Source organism: Geodermatophilus obscurus (assembly GCF_900115395.1).
Lineage (GTDB): Bacteria > Actinomycetota > Actinomycetes > Mycobacteriales > Geodermatophilaceae > Geodermatophilus > Geodermatophilus obscurus_B.
In genome coordinates this window covers 1-19,631 of record NZ_FOWE01000005.1, presented here as the reverse complement: position 1 = coordinate 19,631, position 19,631 = coordinate 1, and the positions used below count along the sequence as shown (strand labels likewise).

General features: G+C 73.8%; 16 protein-coding genes. 7 read left to right on the top strand and 9 right to left on the bottom strand.

Annotated features, from left to right (window positions below; translation table 11 throughout):
• Positions 1 to 86: 86 nt before the first annotated feature.
• From BM165_RS10730 to BM165_RS10710, 5 genes are all read left to right on the top strand, one after another.
• The gene (locus tag BM165_RS10730) at positions 87 to 566 is read left to right on the top strand and encodes a Fur family transcriptional regulator (protein ID WP_075013550.1); all 480 of its coding nucleotides are present in this window, start codon (positions 87 to 89) and stop codon (positions 564 to 566) included.
• Positions 563 to 2,794 carry a catalase/peroxidase HPI gene (gene katG, locus BM165_RS10725; protein WP_075013549.1) on the top strand — a complete coding sequence of 744 codons (2,232 nt, stop codon included), beginning with the start codon at positions 563 to 565 and terminating at the stop codon, positions 2,792 to 2,794. Before BM165_RS10730 ends, katG begins: the two co-directional genes overlap by 4 nt.
• A 96-nt stretch (positions 2,795 to 2,890) precedes the next feature.
• A complete protein-coding gene (locus tag BM165_RS10720) occupies positions 2,891 to 4,081 on the top strand; it encodes an NAD(P)/FAD-dependent oxidoreductase (RefSeq protein WP_075013548.1) in 1,191 nt (396 codons plus the stop codon).
• Positions 4,082 to 4,322: 241 nt separating this feature from the next.
• On the top strand, positions 4,323 to 4,703 hold the full coding sequence (locus BM165_RS10715; protein ID WP_143108124.1) for a hypothetical protein: 381 nt from the start codon (positions 4,323 to 4,325) through the stop codon (positions 4,701 to 4,703).
• An 88-nt stretch (positions 4,704 to 4,791) separates the two neighbouring features.
• Entirely contained in the window at positions 4,792 to 5,511 is a 720-nt protein-coding gene (locus tag BM165_RS10710) for a B3/B4 domain-containing protein (protein WP_075013546.1), read from the top strand.
• A 10-nt stretch (positions 5,512 to 5,521) separates the two neighbouring features.
• Here BM165_RS10710 and BM165_RS10705 read toward each other — a convergent pair whose 3' ends face one another.
• A complete protein-coding gene (locus tag BM165_RS10705; protein ID WP_244274167.1) occupies positions 5,522 to 6,514 on the bottom strand; it encodes a glycerophosphodiester phosphodiesterase in 993 nt (330 codons plus the stop codon).
• Positions 6,515 to 6,721: 207 nt separating this feature from the next.
• On the opposite strand from BM165_RS10705, the gene BM165_RS10700 reads away from it, so the two are divergent.
• Positions 6,722 to 7,744 (top strand): ABC transporter substrate-binding protein, encoded by a 1,023-nt coding sequence (locus BM165_RS10700; protein WP_075013545.1) that lies wholly within the window; start codon positions 6,722 to 6,724, stop codon positions 7,742 to 7,744.
• Between the two features lie 128 nt (positions 7,745 to 7,872).
• On the opposite strand, the gene BM165_RS10695 is transcribed toward BM165_RS10700, so the two are convergent.
• From BM165_RS10695 to aztD, 8 genes are all read right to left on the bottom strand, one after another.
• A complete protein-coding gene (locus tag BM165_RS10695; protein ID WP_143108123.1) occupies positions 7,873 to 9,192 on the bottom strand; it encodes a hypothetical protein in 1,320 nt (439 codons plus the stop codon).
• Positions 9,192 to 9,569 carry a hypothetical protein gene (locus tag BM165_RS10690; protein WP_075013543.1) on the bottom strand — a complete coding sequence of 126 codons (378 nt, stop codon included), beginning with the start codon at positions 9,567 to 9,569 and terminating at the stop codon, positions 9,192 to 9,194. The genes BM165_RS10695 and BM165_RS10690 overlap by 1 nt, the downstream gene beginning before the upstream one ends.
• The gene (locus BM165_RS10685; RefSeq protein ID WP_143108122.1) at positions 9,479 to 10,765 is read right to left on the bottom strand and encodes a hypothetical protein; all 1,287 of its coding nucleotides are present in this window, start codon (positions 10,763 to 10,765) and stop codon (positions 9,479 to 9,481) included. Before BM165_RS10685 ends, BM165_RS10690 begins: the two co-directional genes overlap by 91 nt.
• A complete protein-coding gene (locus tag BM165_RS10680; RefSeq protein WP_075013541.1) occupies positions 10,762 to 13,920 on the bottom strand; it encodes a hypothetical protein in 3,159 nt (1,052 codons plus the stop codon). The genes BM165_RS10685 and BM165_RS10680 overlap by 4 nt, the downstream gene beginning before the upstream one ends.
• 217 nt (positions 13,921 to 14,137) lie before the next feature.
• A complete protein-coding gene (locus BM165_RS10675; protein WP_083427253.1) occupies positions 14,138 to 15,112 on the bottom strand; it encodes a hypothetical protein in 975 nt (324 codons plus the stop codon).
• Positions 15,113 to 15,132: 20 nt separating this feature from the next.
• Positions 15,133 to 16,341, bottom strand: coding sequence for a DUF2235 domain-containing protein (locus BM165_RS10670; RefSeq protein WP_083427252.1), 1,209 nt, complete (start codon positions 16,339 to 16,341; stop codon positions 15,133 to 15,135).
• Positions 16,342 to 16,662: 321 nt separating this feature from the next.
• Complete coding sequence (locus BM165_RS10665; protein ID WP_075013540.1) at positions 16,663 to 17,529, bottom strand: metal ABC transporter substrate-binding protein; 867 nt, start codon at positions 17,527 to 17,529, stop codon at positions 16,663 to 16,665.
• On the bottom strand, positions 17,526 to 18,854 hold the full coding sequence (gene aztD / locus BM165_RS10660; RefSeq protein WP_075013539.1) for a zinc metallochaperone AztD: 1,329 nt from the start codon (positions 18,852 to 18,854) through the stop codon (positions 17,526 to 17,528). Before aztD ends, BM165_RS10665 begins: the two co-directional genes overlap by 4 nt.
• Before the next feature lie 357 nt (positions 18,855 to 19,211).
• Between aztD and BM165_RS10655 the strand changes: the two genes are divergently transcribed.
• On the top strand, positions 19,212 to 19,631 hold a 420-nt coding region (locus BM165_RS10655; protein WP_075013854.1), incomplete at its 3' end, for a dihydrofolate reductase family protein.

The window sequence follows — 19,631 nt, the reverse complement described above, 5'->3', positions numbered from 1 at the left end:
TGACGGCACCGGCCGGCCGCCGCGGGGTCGCGGGGACGACCCGCCCAGTTCTTGACTCGTTCAAGAGAACGCACCAGGATGGCGGCGTGCCGGACGCCGCAGACCTCGAGCGCGCCCTGCGCGCGGCGGGTCTGCGGGTCACCCGCCCGCGCCTGGCGGTGCTCGACGCCGTCCACGCGCACCCGCACGTCGACACCGAGGCCCTGATCGGCGCTGCCCGCGCCCGGCTGGGCGCGGTGTCGCACCAGGCGGTGTACGACGTCCTGCGCGTCCTCACCGACACGGGCCTGGTGCGGCGCATCCAGCCGCAGGGCTCGGTCGCGCGCTACGAGGCACGCGTGGGCGACAACCACCACCACCTGGTGTGCCGGTCCTGCGGCGCGATCAGCGACGTCGACTGCGCCACGGGCCAGGCACCCTGCCTCACCCCCTCCGTCGACGGGGGCTTCCTCGTCGACGAGGCCGAGGTCGTCTACTGGGGCCGCTGCCGGTCGTGCGCGACCGCCCGGACGGCCCCGGCTCCCCCCGACCCCGACGGTTCCACAGCACAGAGAGGCACTCCGTGAGCGAGAACGACAAGACCGAGGCCGGCAAGGCCGCGACCGCGAGCACCAGCGAGAGCGAGAACCCGGCGATCCCCTCGCCGACCGTCGCCACCGACCAGCGGCCCCGCAGCAACCGCGACTGGTGGCCCAACCAGGTCGACCTGTCGGTGCTCAACAAGCCCTCGCGGGACTCCGACCCGCTCGGCGAGGACTTCGACTACCGGGCCGCCGTCGCGGAGCTGGACGTCGAGGCGGTCAAGCGCGACCTCGTCGAGGTCATGCGCACCTCCCAGGACTGGTGGCCGGCCGACTGGGGCCACTACGGCCCGCTGTTCATCCGCATGTCCTGGCACGCGGCCGGCACCTACCGGATCGCCGACGGCCGCGGCAGCGGCAACACCGGCGCGCAGCGCTTCGCCCCGCTCAACAGCTGGCCGGACAACGCCAACCTGGACAAGGCCCGCCGTCTGCTGCTGCCGGTCAAGCAGAAGTACGGCCGCAAGCTCTCCTGGGCCGACCTGCTGCTGCTCGCCGGCAACGTCGCGCACGACGACATGGGCCTGAAGACCTTCGGGTTCGCCTTCGGCCGCCAGGACGCCTGGCAGCCCACGGAGGTCTTCTGGGGTCCGGAGGACACCTGGCTGGGCGACGAGCGCTACAGCGGCGACACCCCGCTCGACCTCGAGGAGGGCCACCTCGCCGCGGTCACCATGGGCCTGATCTACGTCAACCCCGAGGGCCCGCAGGGCCGGCCCGACCCGGTCGCCTCCGCCCACGACATCCGCGTCACCTTCAGCCGGATGGGCATGACCGACGAGGAGACCGTCGCCCTCATCGCCGGCGGGCACACCTTCGGCAAGACGCACGGCGCCGGCAACCCCGAGCTGATCGGCCCGGAGCCCGAGGGCTGCCCGGTGCACGGCAACGGCCTGGGCTGGATCAGCCAGCACGGCACCGGCAAGGGCGCCGACACGATCACCAGCGGCCTCGAGGGCGCCTGGACCCCGACGCCGACGACGTGGGACAACACCTACTTCGAGATGCTGTTCAGCTACGAGTGGGAGCTCACCGAGAGCCCGGCCGGTGCGAAGCAGTGGCAGCCGAGCGACCCCGAGGCGCAGGAGCTCGTCCCCGACGCGCACGTCGAGGGCAAGAAGAACCCGCCGATGATGGCGACCACCGACCTCGCGCTCATCAAGGACCCCGGCTTCCGCGCGATCTCGGAGCGCTTCTACCGCGACCCCGAGTACTTCGCCGACCAATACGCCCGCGCCTGGTTCAAGCTGCTGCACCGCGACATGGGCCCCAAGAGCCGCTACCTGGGCCCGGACGTGCCGGCCGAGGACCTCGTCTGGCAGGACCCGGTCCCGGCGGTCGACCACGAGCTGGTCGGCGAGGCCGAGGTCGCCGACCTCAAGCAGCGCCTGCTGTCCTCCGGCCTGACCGTCCCGCAGCTGGTGCACACCGCCTGGTCGGCCGCCGCGTCCTTCCGCGGCACCGACAACCGCGGCGGGGCCAACGGCGCCCGGCTGCGGCTGGAGCCGCAGGTCGGCTGGGCGGTCAACGAGGGTGTCCAGGACGTCCTGACGGTGCTCGAGCAGGTCAAGGCCGACTTCGAGTCCGAGACCGGGAAGCGCGTCTCGCTCGCCGACCTGATCGTGCTCGGCGGCACCGCGGCGGTGGAGAAGGCCGCGGCCGACGCCGGCGCGCCGGTGACCGTGCCGTTCCACCCGGGCCGCACGGACGCCTCCCAGGAGCAGACCGACGTCGAGAACTTCCGCTGGCTCGAGCCGCGGGCCGACGGCTTCCGCAACTGGATCGCGCCGGGCAGCAAGCTGCAGCCGGAGACGCTGCTGGTCGACCGCGCCTACATGCTGGAGCTGACCGCCCGGGAGATGACCGTCCTGGTCGGCGGGCTCCGCGTGCTCGGCGCGAACACCGGCGGCGTGCGGCACGGCGTCTTCACCGACCGGCCGGGCGTGCTGTCGCAGGACTTCTTCCGCAACCTGCTCGACCTGGGTGTCCAGTGGCGCACCTCGGTCGACACCGAGGGCGTCTATGAGGGCCTGGACGCCGACGGGAACGTCGTGCGCACGGCGACCGCCGCGGACCTGGTGTTCAACTCCAACTCCATCCTGCGCGGCATCGTCGAGGTCTACTCGGCCGACGACGCAAAGGAGAAGTTCGTGCAGGACTTCGCCGCCGCGTGGGTGAAGGTCATGGAGCTCGACCGCTTCGACCTGCGGTAGGCACTCCCCTGCCGGATGCCCCGGTCCGCACCGCGCGGGCCGGGGCATCCGCGTCCCGCGACCGGTCCGACGACCACCCCGACGGAGAGGACGCCGATGAGCAGCCAGGTCCCGCTGTGGCAGGACGAGCCGTACCGCCCCCGGCCGTCCCTCGAGGGCGAGGTGCGCGCGGACGTGTGCGTCGTCGGCGCGGGCGTGGGCGGGCTGGCGACGGCCCGGCGGCTGCTCGACGCCGGCCTGTCGGTCGTCCTGCTCGACGGGCACGAGGTGGCCTCCGGCGCGAGCGGGCGCAACGGCGGGTTCTTCATCGCCGGCGCCGCGCCGATGTACCACGACACCCGCCACCTCTGGGGACGCGAGCGCGCCGTCGCCATCCACCGGGCGACTCTGGACGCGCAGCGGGAGATGCTCGAGGTGGCCGAGGCCGTCGGCGCCCGCGGGCACTTCCGCCTCGACGGCATGCTCCGGCTGGCCGTCGACGAGGCCGAGGCCGACGACGTCCGCGCCCACGCCGCGGCGCTGGCCGAGGACGGCTTCCCGGGGCACCTCGTCCCCGCCGACGACCTCCCCGGCCCCCTCGCCCGGCCCGGGCGGGCCGGGCTGTTCCTCCCGCACGACGGCTCGGTGCACCCGGTCCGCTGGCTGCGTGCGCTCGCCGGCGTGCTCGAGGCGCGGGGGGCGCGGGTCTTCGAGCGCTCGCCGGTGACCGGGCCACCCGTCGTCGACGGCGACGGTGTCCGCGTGGAGACGGCGGCGGGCGTCGTGCGCTGCGGCCGGGCCGTCGTCGCGATGGACGGCGACCTGGCCGCGCTGGTGCCGTCGGCGGCGGCCGTCCGCCCGCGGCGCCTGAACATGCTCGCCACGGCGCCGGTCGGCCGGACGGTCCTCCCCTGCCCCGTGTACGCCCGGCACGGCCACGAGTACGTGCACCAGACCGCCGACGGGCGCATCGCGCTCGGCGGCTTCTCCGACCTCGACGGGGACGCGAGCTGGACGTCGCAGCCGGAGGTCTCCGCGCCGGTGCAGGCGCGCCTCGACCGGTGGCTCCTGGAGGAGCTGCAGGTGCGCGCCCCGGTGACGCACCGGTGGGCGGGCGTGGTCGGCTTCGCCGGGGACCCGGTGCCCCGGTGCGGGCCGGTGCCGGGCACCGACGGGCGGGTGCTGGCGCTGGGCGGCTACAACGGCACCGGTCACGTCCAGGCCTGGGTCGCCTCCCGCGTGGTGGCCGACCTGGTCGTCAGCGGCCGGAGCACCGCGGCCGGGCTGTACGAGGCCGTCGACGCCTGACGCCCGCCGATGTCACCCGGCCGGGGGCGTCCTCGGTGGAGGCCGGCGACGCGGGCGGCCGGGGCACCGCCGCGTGGGCGACCGGACCCGTCGGTCTCACCGGGGACCGACGGCGGAGTCACGCCTGGTCACGACGTCCGCCGGTCGGGAACGGCCGGCGGCGCTCCACCCCCGGGTCCGGCCGACGGCCGGTTACCGTGCCGACCGCGGCGAGCAGACGGCCGCCCCGGAGGAGGACGAGGTGACGGACACGCTGCGCCGACCGCCGGTCGCCGCACCCCCGCGGCGGCAGCTCCCCCACTGGGCGAGCTGGCTGCTGTGCCTGGGGCTGGGACTGGGTCTGGGCTGGCTGTGCCGCTTCCCGCTCATCGTCAGCGGCATGACCGGCCTCATGATCGCCATGCGGGCCGGCTGGGCGGACGCCTCGTCCACGCTGCTGCGCGACGGGCTCAGCCCCGCCGTCATCACGACCGTCCTGCTGTGGTCGGTGTTCGTCCTGGTCGCCGCACCGCTGACCGCGCTCGCCCGCAGCTACACGCCGGTGCCGGCCCGCGTGTGGTGGCCGGTGTCGGTGGCGCTGTGGGTCGTCCCGTACGTGTCGTCCTCGGTCGGGCTGCCGTAGCGCGCCACCCGGTCCCGGACCTCCCGGCCACCGGCCCCGCGCGGCGAGGGTCCGGAGCGGCCGGCCGCCACGTCACCGGAGGCCGATCGTGACCGATCCGCAGGAGTGGCTCGCCGCGGCCGCCGTCGACGACGCCGTGTTCGCACTGCGCCCGGACTACCGCGCGCTCCTGGTGACCGCCGACGGCCTGCGCGGGGGGACCAGCGACGAGGTCAGCGAGCGGGTCCTCGCCACCGCCGAGGCCACCGCGCGGGACCGGCTCGGCGGGCGGAGGCCCGAGGAGCTGCCGGAGCTGGCCGCCTGGCGCGAGGCCTACCGCGCGTTCGGCGCCCGGCCGCAGCGCACCCGGCCGAGCGTCGAGGCGCTGCTGCGCCGGCTCGACCCGGACGGGCTGCCGCGCATCGACCGCATCACCGACGTCTACAACGCCGTCTCCGTCGCCCACCTGCTCCCGCTCGGCGGGGAGGACCGGGCCGCCTACACCGGACCGCCGCGGCTGGTGCGCGCTGACGGCACCGAGCCCTTCGACAGCACCGCCGGGGGCGAGCCCGTCGTCGAGCACCCCGAGCCCGGCGAGGTCGTCTGGCGCGACGACGCCGGCGTCACCTGCCGGCGCTGGAACTGGCGCCAGGGCGTGCGTACCCGCATCACGACCGGGACCACCGGCGCGCTGTTCGTCCTGGACGTCCTCGACCCGCTGACCGACGACGACGCGCACGCCGCGGCCGACGCGCTCACCGCGGGTCTGCTCGCGCTCGGCCCCGACGCCGTCGTCCACCGGCGGCTGTTCTCCGCCCGGCCGGCCTGACCCGGCGGGGTCAGCCCGTGCCGGACGACGACGGCCGGTCTCTCCCCAGGAGCTGCATCAGCACCGCCGCCTCGTCCGTGATGATCGCGTCGACCCCCAGGGACAGGGCGAACTGCATGTCGCGCGGGCGGTTGACGACCCACACGTGCACCTGCAGTCCGGCCCGGTGCAGGCGTGCGACCAGGGCCGGGTCCTGGCGCAGCAGCGCCAGCGACGGGCCGACGGCGGTGCCGGCCGGGGCGACCGACCGTGTCCGCGTCCGCGGCAGCATCTGGCGGACCAGGTGCACGGTGGGCAGGTCCGGCGCCAGGAGCCGGACCCGCCGCAGGGCCGTCGGCGAGAAGCTCATGACCCGGACCGCCGGACGTCCGGACCACTCCAGTGGGCGTCCGCCGGAGAGCAGCCCGAACCTCCGGAGGCTGGTGAGCAGGGCCGCCTCGACCTGACCGGCGTGGCGGGTCGGGTGCTTGGTCTCGATCGCCAGCCGCACGCGCCCGGGCGAGGACGTCACGTAGTCCAGCAACCGGTCGAGGGTCAGCACCCGACCGGCGTCCTCGTCGGCCTCGTCGTCGGCGCCCGGGTCGGCGCCCACGTCGGCGCCCACGTCGACGCCCACGTCGGCGTCCTCGGCCACGGGGCGCGGCGGGCGCCCCCGGAGCGCGGCGCGCCGGGGTCGCCGGTGGACGACGCGGTGCCGCTCGAGGTCGGCCAGATCCAGCGCCGACACCACGCCCCGGCCCGTGGAGGTCCGGTTGATGCGGCGGTCGTGCACGCACACGAGCACGCCGTCGCGAGTCAGCCGGACGTCGCACTCCACGGCGTCCGCGCCGAGTGCCAGCGCCTGCCGGTAGGCCGCGAGGGTGTGCTCGGGGGCCTCCGCCGAGACACCGCGGTGGGCCACGACCTCGATCTCGGACGGTGCACGCGGTGCGAGGCTGACGACGCCCGCGCCGCGGTCGCGCCCGTCGCCGGACGGGACGCGCGGGCGCCGGCCAGGGGGCACGCCTCCTCCTCGAGCGGTACGGGGCACCCGGGCACCGGGTCGCTGTCGTCCGGCGCGAGGACCCGTCCCGCGGCCGCTGACCCGGGCGACTACCCGGCCCCCGCCCCGTGACACGTGCGCCGACCCGCCGACGTCGACGACCGGGCCGCACAAGCACCGGACGTGACCCCTCGTCAGCACGGACTTAGGGCAGGCTAACCTCGCCTGATGCCGAAGAGTGCGGGCCCGCTGCGCCCGTCCCGTCTCGCCGTCCCGCTCACCGTCCTGGCCCTGTCCGGAGGGCTGACCGCCTGCGGCGGCTCCGGGGACGAACCCGCCCCGGCCGCGGGGGCGTCCTCCGCGTCGGGCGCCTTCCCGGTCAGCATCGGGAACAAGTACGGCACCACCGAGATCCCCGAGGAGCCGCAGCGCGTCGTCACCGTCGGCTTCAACGACCAGGACTTCGTGCTGGCGCTGGGCGTCACCCCGGTGGGCGAGCGGGAGCTCCTCGGTGGGTACGACGCCGCGACCCGGCCCTGGGCGGAGGAGCTGCTCCCGGCCGAGGAGATCCCGACCGTGGGCGGCGAGGAGATCGACCTCGAGGCCGTCGCCGCACTCGAGCCGGACCTGATCGTGGGCGTCTACTCCTTCATGGACGAGACGGTCTACGAGCAGCTGTCCGGCATCGCGCCGACGCTCGCGCAGACCGACGAGCACGCCGACGGCGCCACCCCGTGGCAGCAGCAGACCCTCCTCGTCGGCCGGGCGCTCGGCCGAGAGGACGAGGCGCGGGCTCTCGTCGACGACGTCGAGGGCCGGTTCGAGCAGGCGATCGAGGAGAACCCCGACTTCGCCGGCAGCTCGATCGCCGTGGACCTGACGGGCGTCGGCTCGGGCCACTACCTGCTGGGCAGCGACGACCTGCGCACCCAGTTCTTCACCGGTCTCGGCTTCACCGTCCCCGACACGAGCACCGACGTCAGCCAGGAGCGACTGGACCTGCTCGAGGCGGACGTGCTGGCCGTGAACGGGTACGACCGGGCCGACGCCGACGCCGACGCGCTGCTGTCCGCCCTCGACGTGGTGACCCAGGACCGCACGGTCCTGCTCGGCGGCTACTCCGGCGACGTGTCCGCCGCGCTCGGCTTCGGCAGCCCGCTGTCGCTGCCCTACCTGGTGGAGGAGGTCGTGCCGGCCCTGGCGGCAGCCGCCGACGGCAACCCGTCCAGCGCGGTCCCCGCGCTCGGCTGAGGCGCGACGGGCTCAGGCGGTGCCCCACCCGTCCGCGCAGGCGCCGGACGGCCGCCGGTCGCGCAGGTGGGCGCGGACGGCGGGGTCCTCGGTGGGGCCGGAGGTCGCCCGGCGCCGGCATCCGGCGGTCACCGGCCGACCGTCGCGGTGACCACGTCCATCAGCGCCTCCGCGACGGCGTCGAACTCCCCGACCGACACGTCGAGGCTCAGCTGGTTCACCTCCAGGCCGGCCTGGCGCAGTCGCGCGACGTCCGCGGCGGAGAACCGCCCGCCGGCCGCGTTGAAGACGTACCGATGACTGGCCGCGCCTGCCCTCGGCGGCGAGAGGACGACGTTCTCGATCGCGTCTCCCGACCGGAAGCTGAGGACGACCGGTGCCGTGTGCCCCACCAACGCGGTCTCGCGTCGCGCGTCGTCGTGGACCTGGCGCAGCGCGGACACCCGCTTCTCGACCTTGAACTGCGCCGCGACGAACAGCTCCGCGCTGGGTGGCGAGACGTCCCGCCGGACGAGGAGGACGGCTTCGTCCCATGCCTGCCGTCCTCCGATGCGCAGGTCACCGGTCACACGGCGGACCTCCCAGCGGCCGGGCCGTTGCGCGACCTCGCGGCGGGCGAGGTCGAGGAAGCCGTCGACCTGGATCTGCCAGGCACTCCACCTCGGCACGTACGCCTCACCGAGGTGTCCCTTGATCGTGCTCAGGTGACCGTGGGCTCGCCGGCGGGCCCGCTGCACCCTCGCCTCGGCGGCACGGACGAGCACCGCCGAGCCTCCGGCCCGCGCCTCGTCGAGCGCACTGACCGCGGAGCGGAGCTCCCGGCCGGCTCCGGCGATGCCGACGGCGTTCTCCCGGAGGTGGCGGAAGGTCGCCTCCCAGCCGTCTGCCCACTGGCTGCCGAGCACGGCTCTCAGCTTCCGCCAGCCCCGGAGCATGCTGCGCTGCTCGGCGGTCCACCCAGCCGGTCCACGGGCCGCGACGTCCCGCAGCTGCTGGAAGAACCGCTGTTGCAGGAGCGCGGCGTGCAGGTCGGCGCCGTCGGGCCCCGGACGGGCACGGAGCCGCCTGCGTTGCCGCTCGGCCGCTCTCCGGAGTCGTTCCTCCAGGGCGGCCGGATCCAGCAGGACGGTGGCCCGTCGCTGCGCCAGCTCTCGCCTCAGCAGGTCCATGTCCGGCCCGGTGACGGTGGCGAGCTGCTGGGTGAGGACGGCATCGGCTCGGGTGAAGACGGCCAGTGCCGCCGGATCGGCGTGGGACTCCACCCGGCGGGAGGCGAGGAGGTACTGGTCCACGGCGGCGACCACTGCGGACCGGTGCCGGGCGGCCCCGATGAGCCGGATGAAGCCACCACGCACCGCCGGCGACAGTCGCACGACCTTCGTGGTGGCCGTGCGGCTGAGGTCGGCGATGTCCTGGACGACCTCTTCGGGACTCCGCTGAGCGGCCATCACCGCACCCGCGGTCCGCGGATCTCCCGACCGGTCGAGAAGACGTCGAGGCCGACGAGGAGGAGATCGACGGCCAACGACGAGTAGGTGGGCGGGACGGCCAGTTGACGTGAGGGATCCAGGAACGCATCCGCTCCCAGCTGCTGCTCCAGCGCGCGCAGCAGCTTCACCAACAGGCCGCCGAGATCCACCAGGATCTGCGCGACCGCGGCGGTGGTGGCGACCGGCTCCGCCCCCACCAGGGCAGCGGCCAGGCTCGCGCGACCGATCCAGTCCGACAGGTCGGTCAGGTCGCGAGCAGGCTCCTCGGCGCGGAGGCGGATCTGTGCCGCCCGGCCGGCGAAGTCGCCGTCGTCGGCGTACGACTCCTGCAACACCTGGTCGACGAGGGCGGGGAAGTGCCAGACGACGTCGGGGACGTCGTCGATGCGATGGCCGAGCTCGGTCGCCGCCTGCCACGTCGTCCGGAGGGCGTCGCGGTCACCGCATCGCGCAGCGGAGCAGAGGAGGCCAGCACCGCCCGGTCCCGGACGATGGTGCCGCCACCCGACCGCAGCACGGCGCGGCGCGCCTCGAACGGGGCATCGGTGCGCCAGAGCCGGAAGAGGACCGGCCGCTGACTCGCCAGGTCCGTCACGAGCCGGGCGAGGTCCATCCGCTCGTCGCTCGTCCGCTGCCGGGCCTCACGGACCGCCGCCGAGTCACCGATGGCCGCCAGAGCGCGGGCGGCCTCGGCCGACTGCTCCGGAGTCAGCGGGGTGCCTTGGCGGACGCTGCGTCGCGTGTAGTCCTCCTCGACCACGGACCGCTTGTCCCGTTCCCACTGCTCCTGCACGCGCCGTTGCGCCTCCTGCACGCGATCGAGGCGGTCGCGCGCCCCGGCGATCCTGACCAGGTCGGTGGCCAGCCCGATCACGTCGGGCCCGGCCAGCCGGTTGGGAGCGGTGCCGCCGAGGACGGCCGCGGCCACCGGGTCCCCCGGGGCGACGGACAGGTACCGCCGGGCCTCCCGCACCACCTCGTCGCGACTCGCACCCAGCCGCGACCGGGCCGCGGCCCGTGCCGCGGCGCCGACCGCCGCCTCCGCCGCTGCCCGGCGGGCCGGCAGTCGGCGGGTGTACTGCTCGAACGCCTCCCGCAGCCGGTGCCGGTTCGGCGACCGCCGAGCGTCCCGATACCGTTCCTCCCCCCGCAGACCGGCGACGGGGACCAGCATCCCGACCTGTCCGAGGCCCTCGAGGGAGACCCCCGTGCCCCCCAGGGCCTCCTCGAACGCGGTCAGCCCGGGGAGCCCCGCCATCACGAAGATCGAGTCGCACGCCGCGGCGACGACACCGGCCAGGTCGGGCCGGCCCATGTCGAAGGTGACGGTGACCGGGGACGGCGCGGCTCCGTCGACCCCGACCGGGAGCGCCACGACGATGTCCTGCACCGACGGGAGAGCCCGGGGTCCCCCTGCCGGCGCGGCGACCGCGAGACCGTCGACGTCGATGCCGTCGACGTCGGTGCCGTCGACCGCGGGCCGGTTCCCCGGAGCGACGACGGTGACCCCGGCTGTCGCCCCCACGGTCATGGAAGCGGATGCCGCTTGAAGTGCACCTGACCGCTGACGTGACACCCGCGGTTGGCCTCGAGGCGACCGGGGTGTTCGGGCGGGTCGAGCATCCGTCCCTGGAGCCGCACCGGCACGACCTCCCCTCGCAGCGCCGCGGGGATCTCCACGGACGCGCCGACGATCATCACGGCCTGCTCCGGGTGACCCCCGACGTCGGCCTCGTAGTTGACGTCGAACATCGACGGGCCGGTGACGATCCCCCCGAGGTCCGCGCGCAGCTCGCCCCACACGTCGCCGTCCACGACCCCGGGGTTCAGCGTGAAGGTGACGTCGGCCTCGGTGGCCCAGTCGGGCACGGGCACGTCCCACCGGGCCGCAGAGGGCCAGTCGGTCCACTCCTGCTGGTCCGAGGCCAGGGTCGACAGCGTCGCCTGGTGGGCGGTGCCGGTCCAGAACCCCGTCATGGAGTGCGCGACGCCGGGTGCTGCACCGCAGTCGAACTCCGGCAGCACTCCGTCCGGCTGCAACCACACGATCGGCGTCGGGACGACGACGGTCCACGCGTCCCCGTACGGCGTCGCGTTGTTCAGGTCGTCCTGCTGGTCCCGCAGCTCGGCGTGCACGGCCAGGTACAGCGGATCGTCGATGTCGGGAACCGGCCCGCCGTTCCAGGGCTCACGCGTGGAGAGGTAGTGCTGGACGGCCGCCTCGAAGCCGGGGCGCACGCTGACCAGCACCCGGGCAGCTCCTGCCTGCAGGAACTTCGCGTACAGCGGGTCGACCTCGTCGTAGTACCGCTGCGCGTCGTACCACTTGCCGGGGATCCGCCCCCAGAAGTACGGGTAGAGGACGTAGTTCAGCTGCTGCCACTCGAACGCCTGCTCCAGGAACTGCACGGTCCGCCCGTCGTCGACCGCCTCGGGGACGTCGATGGCCGGGACGTCGATCGCGGTGCGGACGGTCGACGGCTCCTTCTTCGTGCTCGTCGTGGTGACCGTCACCGTCGTGCCCGGCGAGGGCGTGGTCGTCGTGACCGTCTCCGTCTCGGTCGTGATCACGGACTCGACCGGCAGGAACTCCTTGCGGCTCCGCATGGCGTCGAACACGACGTCGTCAGAGCCGTCGGCGTCGAACTGCAGCGCGATCATGCTCAGGCAGCTCTTGCGCAGCTCCGTCCGGATGACCTCCTGGTTGATGCGGGGGTTCCGGCCCCGGATCAGGACGCCCTGGCTGATGCGGTAACCCTGCAGCTGCGACTCGTACTCGCCGAGCGCCGAGACGTACTCGCTGTAGGCCTCGTCGTAGGCGTCCATGATGCTCTCGTACACCGACAGCTGCCATTCCCGGAGTCTCTGCGGCGTGCGGCGCACCTTCAGCGCGACGCTGAACGCGAAGGCCCTGACCCGGTAGACGAACACCACGGCTGCGACGCTGCCGATCAGGGGCGGGTCGAACGTCGGCGTGCGCGTCGCGAAGTCCATGTGGATCCGTCCCTGGGGTGGATCCGACTGGAACTCGGTCTTGCCGCCGATCGAGACACCCGCACCGTGCTCGTTCTTGCTCTGCCCGTCCCACCGCCCGTCGATGGTCGCCTCGACCGCCGCGTATCCCGCGGGGATGTCGAAGAGCCGCTCGTGCGCGGACGCGGCCTGGTCCTCGAGGCCGCCGAGCCCGATGGCCTGCGTGATGGTCTGCTCGAACGGTGGTTCCGGGTCGAGTCCCGAGAGGTTGTAGATCCGACCGTAGGTGTCGACCGTGGCGGCGCTGATCTGGCTGATGTCGAGGTCCGGCTTGACCGGGCGCTGCGGGATGTCCGGCCGTTCCGTCTGCTGGCGTTCGTGGTCGAAGACCGAGAGCACGAAGGCCGCCGGTTCCGGGATCACGAACTCGAACATCAGGCGCTTGCCGTAGTTGTAGACCTGCGCCCGGTACACCTTGTCGACCCAGCGGTAGATGCCGGCGATGTTGCGCCCGGTGGAGTTGGCGAGCTGGTGCCGGTTGAGTTCCTCGGTCTCGCTGAGGCGCCGGGTGGTCCGTTCCTCGCGGACGCTCGTCTGGATGCGGGACAGCGACCGGTCGACGACGTCCTTGGCGAAGTTGTTGGCACCGCGGCGCGAGTCGCGCCTCGACGTCGAGTAGCTGACCCCCGCGTTGGCGGAGTACTCGACCACGCCGTACCGACCGCTGACCTGTCCGCTGATCTCGGCGGAGAGGTCGTTCTGGATGGTGGACTCGGTCTCGCTCTTCAGCTCGAACCGCTGAGAGGTCGACAGCTCCCGTTCGGTGAGGGACACCTCGTCCTCGACCACCGAGACCAGGTCGTCCGTCCGGTGCAGGCTCCGGTGCCTGCGCAGTTTCGACTCGTCCGGCAGGACGTTCTCGATGTGGGCGACCTCCCCGGGCTCGTACCTGCACAGGAACTGCTTGACGACGAGGAGGTCCCCGATCCCGACGGGCCGTATCGGGTTGAAGGGGCGGTAGTAGCCGACCAGTGCGGTGATCAGTCGGTGCACGGCCGGGTTGGCCGCCAGCAGGCCGGCCACGTCGGCCGGCTCGGGAGCGGAGCTCCCGTGGAGGGCGCGGAGGAGGTTGAGGAGGCGCAGTCCCCGGATCAGCTCCTCCAGGCTGACCGCCCGGTCCCGTTTGGCCACGAGCGCCAGGTAGAGCCGGTCGAACAGGCTCCCCTGGTCGGCCTCCAGGCTGGGGCGGTCCGCACCGGCTGCGCCGGGCGGTCGGTCGACGTACGCCTGCCAGGACGTGGCCGGCTCGTCGGGGAACGGCCACCGGCCGGTGATCGCCGCGCCGAGGTCGTCCGCCGACGACGCCGGGGAGACCTCGTCCAGCGCGGCCGTCGTCGCGTCGACGTGCGGCAGGCCGGTCCCGGTCTCCACCGGGCCGCGCGACAGGATGCGTTGCGCGACGGCACGGTTGGCCTCGATCACCTGGGGTGCCGTGTGCGCGTCCGCCCCCAGTTCCTTCACCAGGTCGTAGACCGCGCGTGCAGCGGCACTGCCCGCGTAGTTCGCCGCGTCGGCATCCACCTCCGGCGTCTCCCCCTCCGGTGCCGGGGGACCCAGTCGCGGGTCACGGATGACGCTCGGATCCGCCGGCGCCGTGGTCTGCGTCGCGCGGATGGTCACGAACTTGAACAGATCGACGGTGCTGTCGGCCATCAACCACTCCGGGTTCCCATGGCGCCCGCGGCGAACGCTGTGCCGCCAGGACCTACCGGTCGTCCGTCACCGCGACGTCACCGCGACGTCACCACACCGGGCTGCCGGCCGGCTGCCGGGCGGGACGGGCTCGCATCCGGCGGGACCGGGTCATCGGTCGGCTGCACCGCCGGGACCAGCACCGCACGCGCGGTCCGACACCGGCAGCGGGGTCGCCTCACGGGTTCGGCGCGGGCCGGGTCTCCAGCACGACCGTCAGGGAGTTGGGGTCGTGCTGGACCCGGAAGGCATCGAGCTTCCCCGGGACGTCCCTGCTCGTCGAGTACGCGTACGGCCGCCGGACCAGGGTGTTGACCGCCCGCCACATGTCCCGCTCCTCGGCCAGTCGCTTCGGAACGGCAAGACCGAAGACCTTCGCCGCTCCGAGCCGGCCGTGGTCGACCATCGCCCGTACGGCCCGGTCCCACTCGTCCGTGGCGATGATGGCGAGACGGTAGGCGATCCGCGCGCCGGCCAGCCCGAGCACCACCGCCCACCAGAGGACGCCAGGACGTCCCGGGCCCACGAGCGTCGCCAGGGCGCAGGTCGCGGTGAGACCCGAGCCGTACACGAGGCACACGAAGAAGTCGACGTTGGTGCTGGCGTTCTCCTGCACCTTGACCAGCCGATCGGGAGCCGACGTCGCCAGGTGGTGCCACAGGAGCTGGGAGTCGAGGTTGTACCGATCGCTCGCATAGTGCTCGAAGCGACGGATGGAGTTGCCGAGAGCCGTGGGCGCGAACTGGGCGTCGTCCGCGGGGTACCGCTGCACCCGTTCGTACAGGAGGGCGTACCTGAGGGAGCTGCCTGCGGCCAGGGCCCGGTCACTGCTCCTCGCGTGCGAGTCGCGACGCCTCCGTTGACGCGTGGTGGATCGGTCGACGAGCCACCGGGGCCACAACAGGTAGCCCTCGAGCAAGCGGTAGAGGGGGGTCTTGACCGCCGCGAGGACGAGACCGACGACCGCGGAGACGGCCAGCAGGAGTGCCTGACGGGTGGCCAGGGGAGACTCCACGTAGCTGCGCGCTGCTTCCGTCGTCCAGGCGGGCACGAGGAGCCAGGCGACGACCTGCAGGGCGAGGAACGTCGGGAGGATCCAACCGACCACCAGGTTCCAACCGCCGCCCACGATGCCCTTGACGAGGTCGGTCATGACGAGGTGGACGCTCCCGCCTAGAGGTCGATCTCGGGGCTACCGGGACCGGGCGGCGTCAGGTGGGCGACCGTCCGTTCTTCCTCGGCGGGCTCCACCTGTCCCGCCAGTGGCCGCATGCCGGTCCGGGCACCGTTCCCCAGCGGGACGTCCGTGACCCGGGGACGTCCCTCGAGGTAGGCGACGAGCTGGCGGGGCGCGTACCGCGCCCGGGGCTCCCCGTGCCGGCGGACGGCACTGGAGGCGACGGACTCCGAGTCCGGGTCCTCCACGCCGATGGGCCGGGCGTAGGGCCGCACCAGGCGGAAGAACCACCTCCGCGAGTCGTGCAGGACCCCCAGGGGATCGGGCTCGACGGGGAAGGTCCGGCCGTCGAAGGTCCGTGGCGCGCCGTCGGCCGGGCGCCGGTAGGCGTCCTCCCGGAACGCGAGTCCGCACGAGCGCGCGCGGTCGACCATCCACAGGAGCGTGATGTCGGCGAGCTCCGACCTGGCGTGCCCACCGCCGACGTCGCAGTGGTCGCCGCTGAACCACACCTGCTCCACCTGCGGGCGCCCTGCGACCGAGCGACGGTCCCACAGCGTCGGGGCGAAGGGCCGCCGCCGCTCATCGATGGCCAGCGCCTGGTAGGCGGCGTCGACCGTGCTACTGAGCCGGGTGTCGTGGAACTCGAAGCGGCGGTTGACCAACCTCGACAGTCCCAGTCCGACCGACGGGACGCCCAGCGAGCCCACGGTGTCCCACACCCCCAGGAAGCGCACCCGTGGTTCGTGGCTGTAGGACCGCCGGAAGAGCTGCGACTCGAGGTCGCGCGGGCCCTCGGTCCGGGACCGGTACCGGGCGTAGGCCTCCTTGAGCCGGCCCGCGTGCTCCCGCCGCAGGACACCGCACGTGCGCACCAGCCCCACGGTGCTGCGGGCGGTGTAGGCACCGCGGCTGAAGCCGAAGGCGAAGAGCTCGTCGCCGGGTTCGTAGTTCTCCACGAGGAACCGGTAGGCGTCCTGCACGTTGCGCGACAGGCCCATGCCGAAGGCCCCGCCCCGCAGCCGCTCCCCCGGCCTCGTGCCGACCCCCTGCTGGTAGTACACCCGCTGCTCGACACCGTTCCCGTCCACGCCGTCGACCCCCAGGGCCACCTTGGCGACGTTGGTCGGGCACAAGCGGCCGTCCCGCTCCCGGCCGGCCGTGTTCCACGTGCCGTCACAGCACAGCACCAGACGCTTCGGCATGCCCCCTCCTCGAAGGCCTGCGCGCTCCTACGGCGCAGGCGGGGACGGTAGACAGGAGGTCGTCACGGGACCGTCAACGGGCCACGACATCCCCTGGGTCACCCGTGGGCGTGCGGACCGTCGCCGAACGCCGGATCGTCGGGGTCACCAGCCCTGACACACGCCGTCCGCGGTGATCCCGATGCACTGCTCCCCGGTGCCCCGGCCGCCTCGTGAGGCCAGGGCAGCTCGGCGCCAGCCGGGCGCCGACCCGGCCGCCGGCCCCTGCGATCGCGTCCGTCGCGTCCCGGGGACTGCGGTCGGGCCGGCGCTCTGAACGGGTCAGCCGTGGCAGACGAGGCCACGCTCGAGCGCAGTCAGGTTGTCCCGCACGAGCTCGGGATAGCTCTCGTCGCCCTCGACCCTCTCGATCGGGTGGAGGACGTCCGCGGTGACGCCGAGGTCGTCGGCCAGGGTCCGCGCCACGGCCGGTCCGGCGGCGGCCTCGAAGAAGACCGTCCGCGCTCCGCTGTCCCGTACCGCCTCCGCAGCCCGGCGAAGCCGGGCCGGTGACGGCTCGACGTCCGGGTCCAGCCCGGTCACCCCGACCTGGCGCAGGCCGTACCGGTCGGCGAGGTAGCCGAACGCCTCGTGCGCCGCGACGAGGGTGGCGCCCCGGCACGGTGCGAGGGCCGCGGCGTACTCCGCATCGAGGGCCTGCAGGGACTCCCCGAGCCGGTCGGCCGCCTGCGCGTACTCCTCTGCGTGCGCGGGGTCGGCACCGGCGAGGCCGTCGGCCACCCGGTCACCGAGTTCGGCCAGCCGGACCGGATCGAGCCAGAAGTGCGGATCCGGTGGCCGGTCGGCGAGGTCCGCGGCGTCGACGAGGTGCTCCGTCGGCTGCTGCGCCAGGGCGTCGTCGACCCCGGGCTGCATGCCGCCGGACAGGTGGACGACGACGTCCGCCTCGGCCAGCGCCAGGACGACCCGCGGGGTCGGCTCGAGGCCGTGGCTGTCACCGCCCCGCGGCGTCAGGTTCTGCACGGTCACGTGCTCGCCGCCGACCTGCTCGGTGACGTACTCCAGCGGGTAGGAGGTGACCGCCACGGTCAGGCCGTCGCGTTCGCCGGCGTGGGCGCCGGAGCACGCGGTCAGGCCGCAGACCGCCGCTCCCGCCAGGGCCACCGCACGGACGGGTGGACGGCTCACCGGCCGTGGCCCTCCTCCCTCTCCTCGTGCCCGCCGCCCTCACCGGTGTGCTCGCCGGTGGCGTGCTCGTCCACCTCTCCGGGAACGCCGGCCAGCTCGTTCGGGGTCACCTCGAGTTCGGCGGTCCGCCACACCTCCCCGGTCGTGACGTCGACCGCGTGCAGCGAGCTCGTGGCGGGCTCGGACACGTACGCGGTGCCGTCCAGGACGACGAGCTGCGGGTGCGGGTCCTGCCAGTCCTCGGACTCCTCCCACGCGCCGATGACCGGCACCGACCGGGTGACCGTGCCGGCAACCGGGTCGATGACGTGCAGCGCACCATCGGTGCCGAGCACGAGCGCCTCGCCGTTCTCACCTCGGCCCAGCGAGCGGTACCAGTAGGACGCAGGCAGATCGACCAGGCGCAGCTGCATGGTGGTGGTGTCCACCAGTGCCACCCGGGTGGGCCGTTCCACCTCGGCGTCCGGGTCGGCCTTGTAGTCGCCCAGCACGATCGGCGAGACGTCACTGCCGGCCTGGTTGCCGATCCGGCCGTACGGGTCGGGGCTGTCGACCTTCGTGATGGCACCGTCGGCGACGACCAGCACGCCGTCCTCGCAGCCGATCACGATGGTCTCCCCGCCGGTGACGGTCTCACCGTGCACGCCGGGGCAGTCGTCGGAGGCGGCGATCTCGGTGCCCTCGGCGTCGAGCAGCCGGACACCGGTGCGGGCGTCCTCGGTCCCCTCCGAGACCAGCATGGTGCCGTCCTGGAGCTCGAGGGCGACCCCGTGGTGCGCCGACGGCGTCCGGTGGCGGCGGGTCTCGCGGTCGGGGTCGGCGACCTCGGCACTGTCGAAGGCCGTGACCTCGCCGGTGCCGTCGTCGAAGAGCACCGTCCGCCCGGCGTGCGCGACGACGTGGCCGGGTCGGTCGGCCTCGAACACCACGTCGGTGAGGGCCGGGGTGGCGGTGTAGTAGTGCGCGTGGTCGCCGTGCGGCTCCGCCCAGGCTCCCCCGTCGAGCAGCCGGAACCCGCCCTGCGTCGAGACGAGGAAGTGCCGCCCGTCACCGGCGGCGTTGAGCCGGTTGAAGCCGTCCAGCTCCTCGTCGGCGAGCACCTCCAGGGTCTGGGCGTCGAGGACCTGCACGCCGCCGTCGTAGGTGAGCGCGAGCCGGGGGGCGCTGGATCCCACCTCGGTCTGCTCGGTCGTGGACGGCGACGAGGAGGTGGTCGGCGCAGCGGCGGAGCCACCGCCGGGGGACGCGCAGCCGGCCACGAGCGCGAGGGGCAGCGCGGCGGACAGCGCGAGGGTGCGGGGAACGGAAGGCGGGGTGCGGCGCACGGGTCCTCCAGAGGAGCGGGAGCACGGACTCTGGCACCCTATCGCTATCGAGAATCATTATCGTCAACCCCCAGACTCGAGCCGTCGCAGCCTGCAGCACCGACCATCGACTTCGGTGTCCACCGGCCCGAGAGTCCGTCCTTCGAACGGGACGCCACGAGGCCCGTGCGGTGTCCGCCTGCTCCGCCGCCAAGGTCACCGCCGGCGGGCAGTCGGGACCCGGTGCCGCCCTGACCGACGGCATCACCGTCGGGATCGGCCGGGGGTGTTGGCCGGTGAGACCGTGGGCCCGACCGATGACTTCCCCGCGCCGTGCCGGTCCGTACGCCGGGAACCGACTTCGGGGAGGCTGACGCCGTGCGGAGACTGACCGTCGGGATGAACGTGAGCCTGGACGGCTACACCGCCGCGCCCGGTGACGACCTCGGCTGGGGCGTGCCGAGTGACGAGCTGTTCCAGTGGTGGTCCGACCGGGTGGGGGCGACGGGCCTGGCGCTGTACGGGCGCAGGCTGTGGGCGACGATGAGCTCGCACTGGCCGACCGCCGACCAGCAGCCCGGCGCCACACCGGCGCAGATCGAGTACGCCCGCCGCTGGCGGGACATGCCGAAGGTGGTGTTCTCCTCCACGACCAGCGCGGTCGACGGGGCCCGCCTGGTGACCGGCGACGCGGTTCCCGAGATCACCCGGCTCAAGACCGAGGACGGCGGTCCGATGGACGTCGGCGGCGCCACCCTCGCCGCGGCGGCGATGCGGGCCGGGCTGATCGACGAGTAC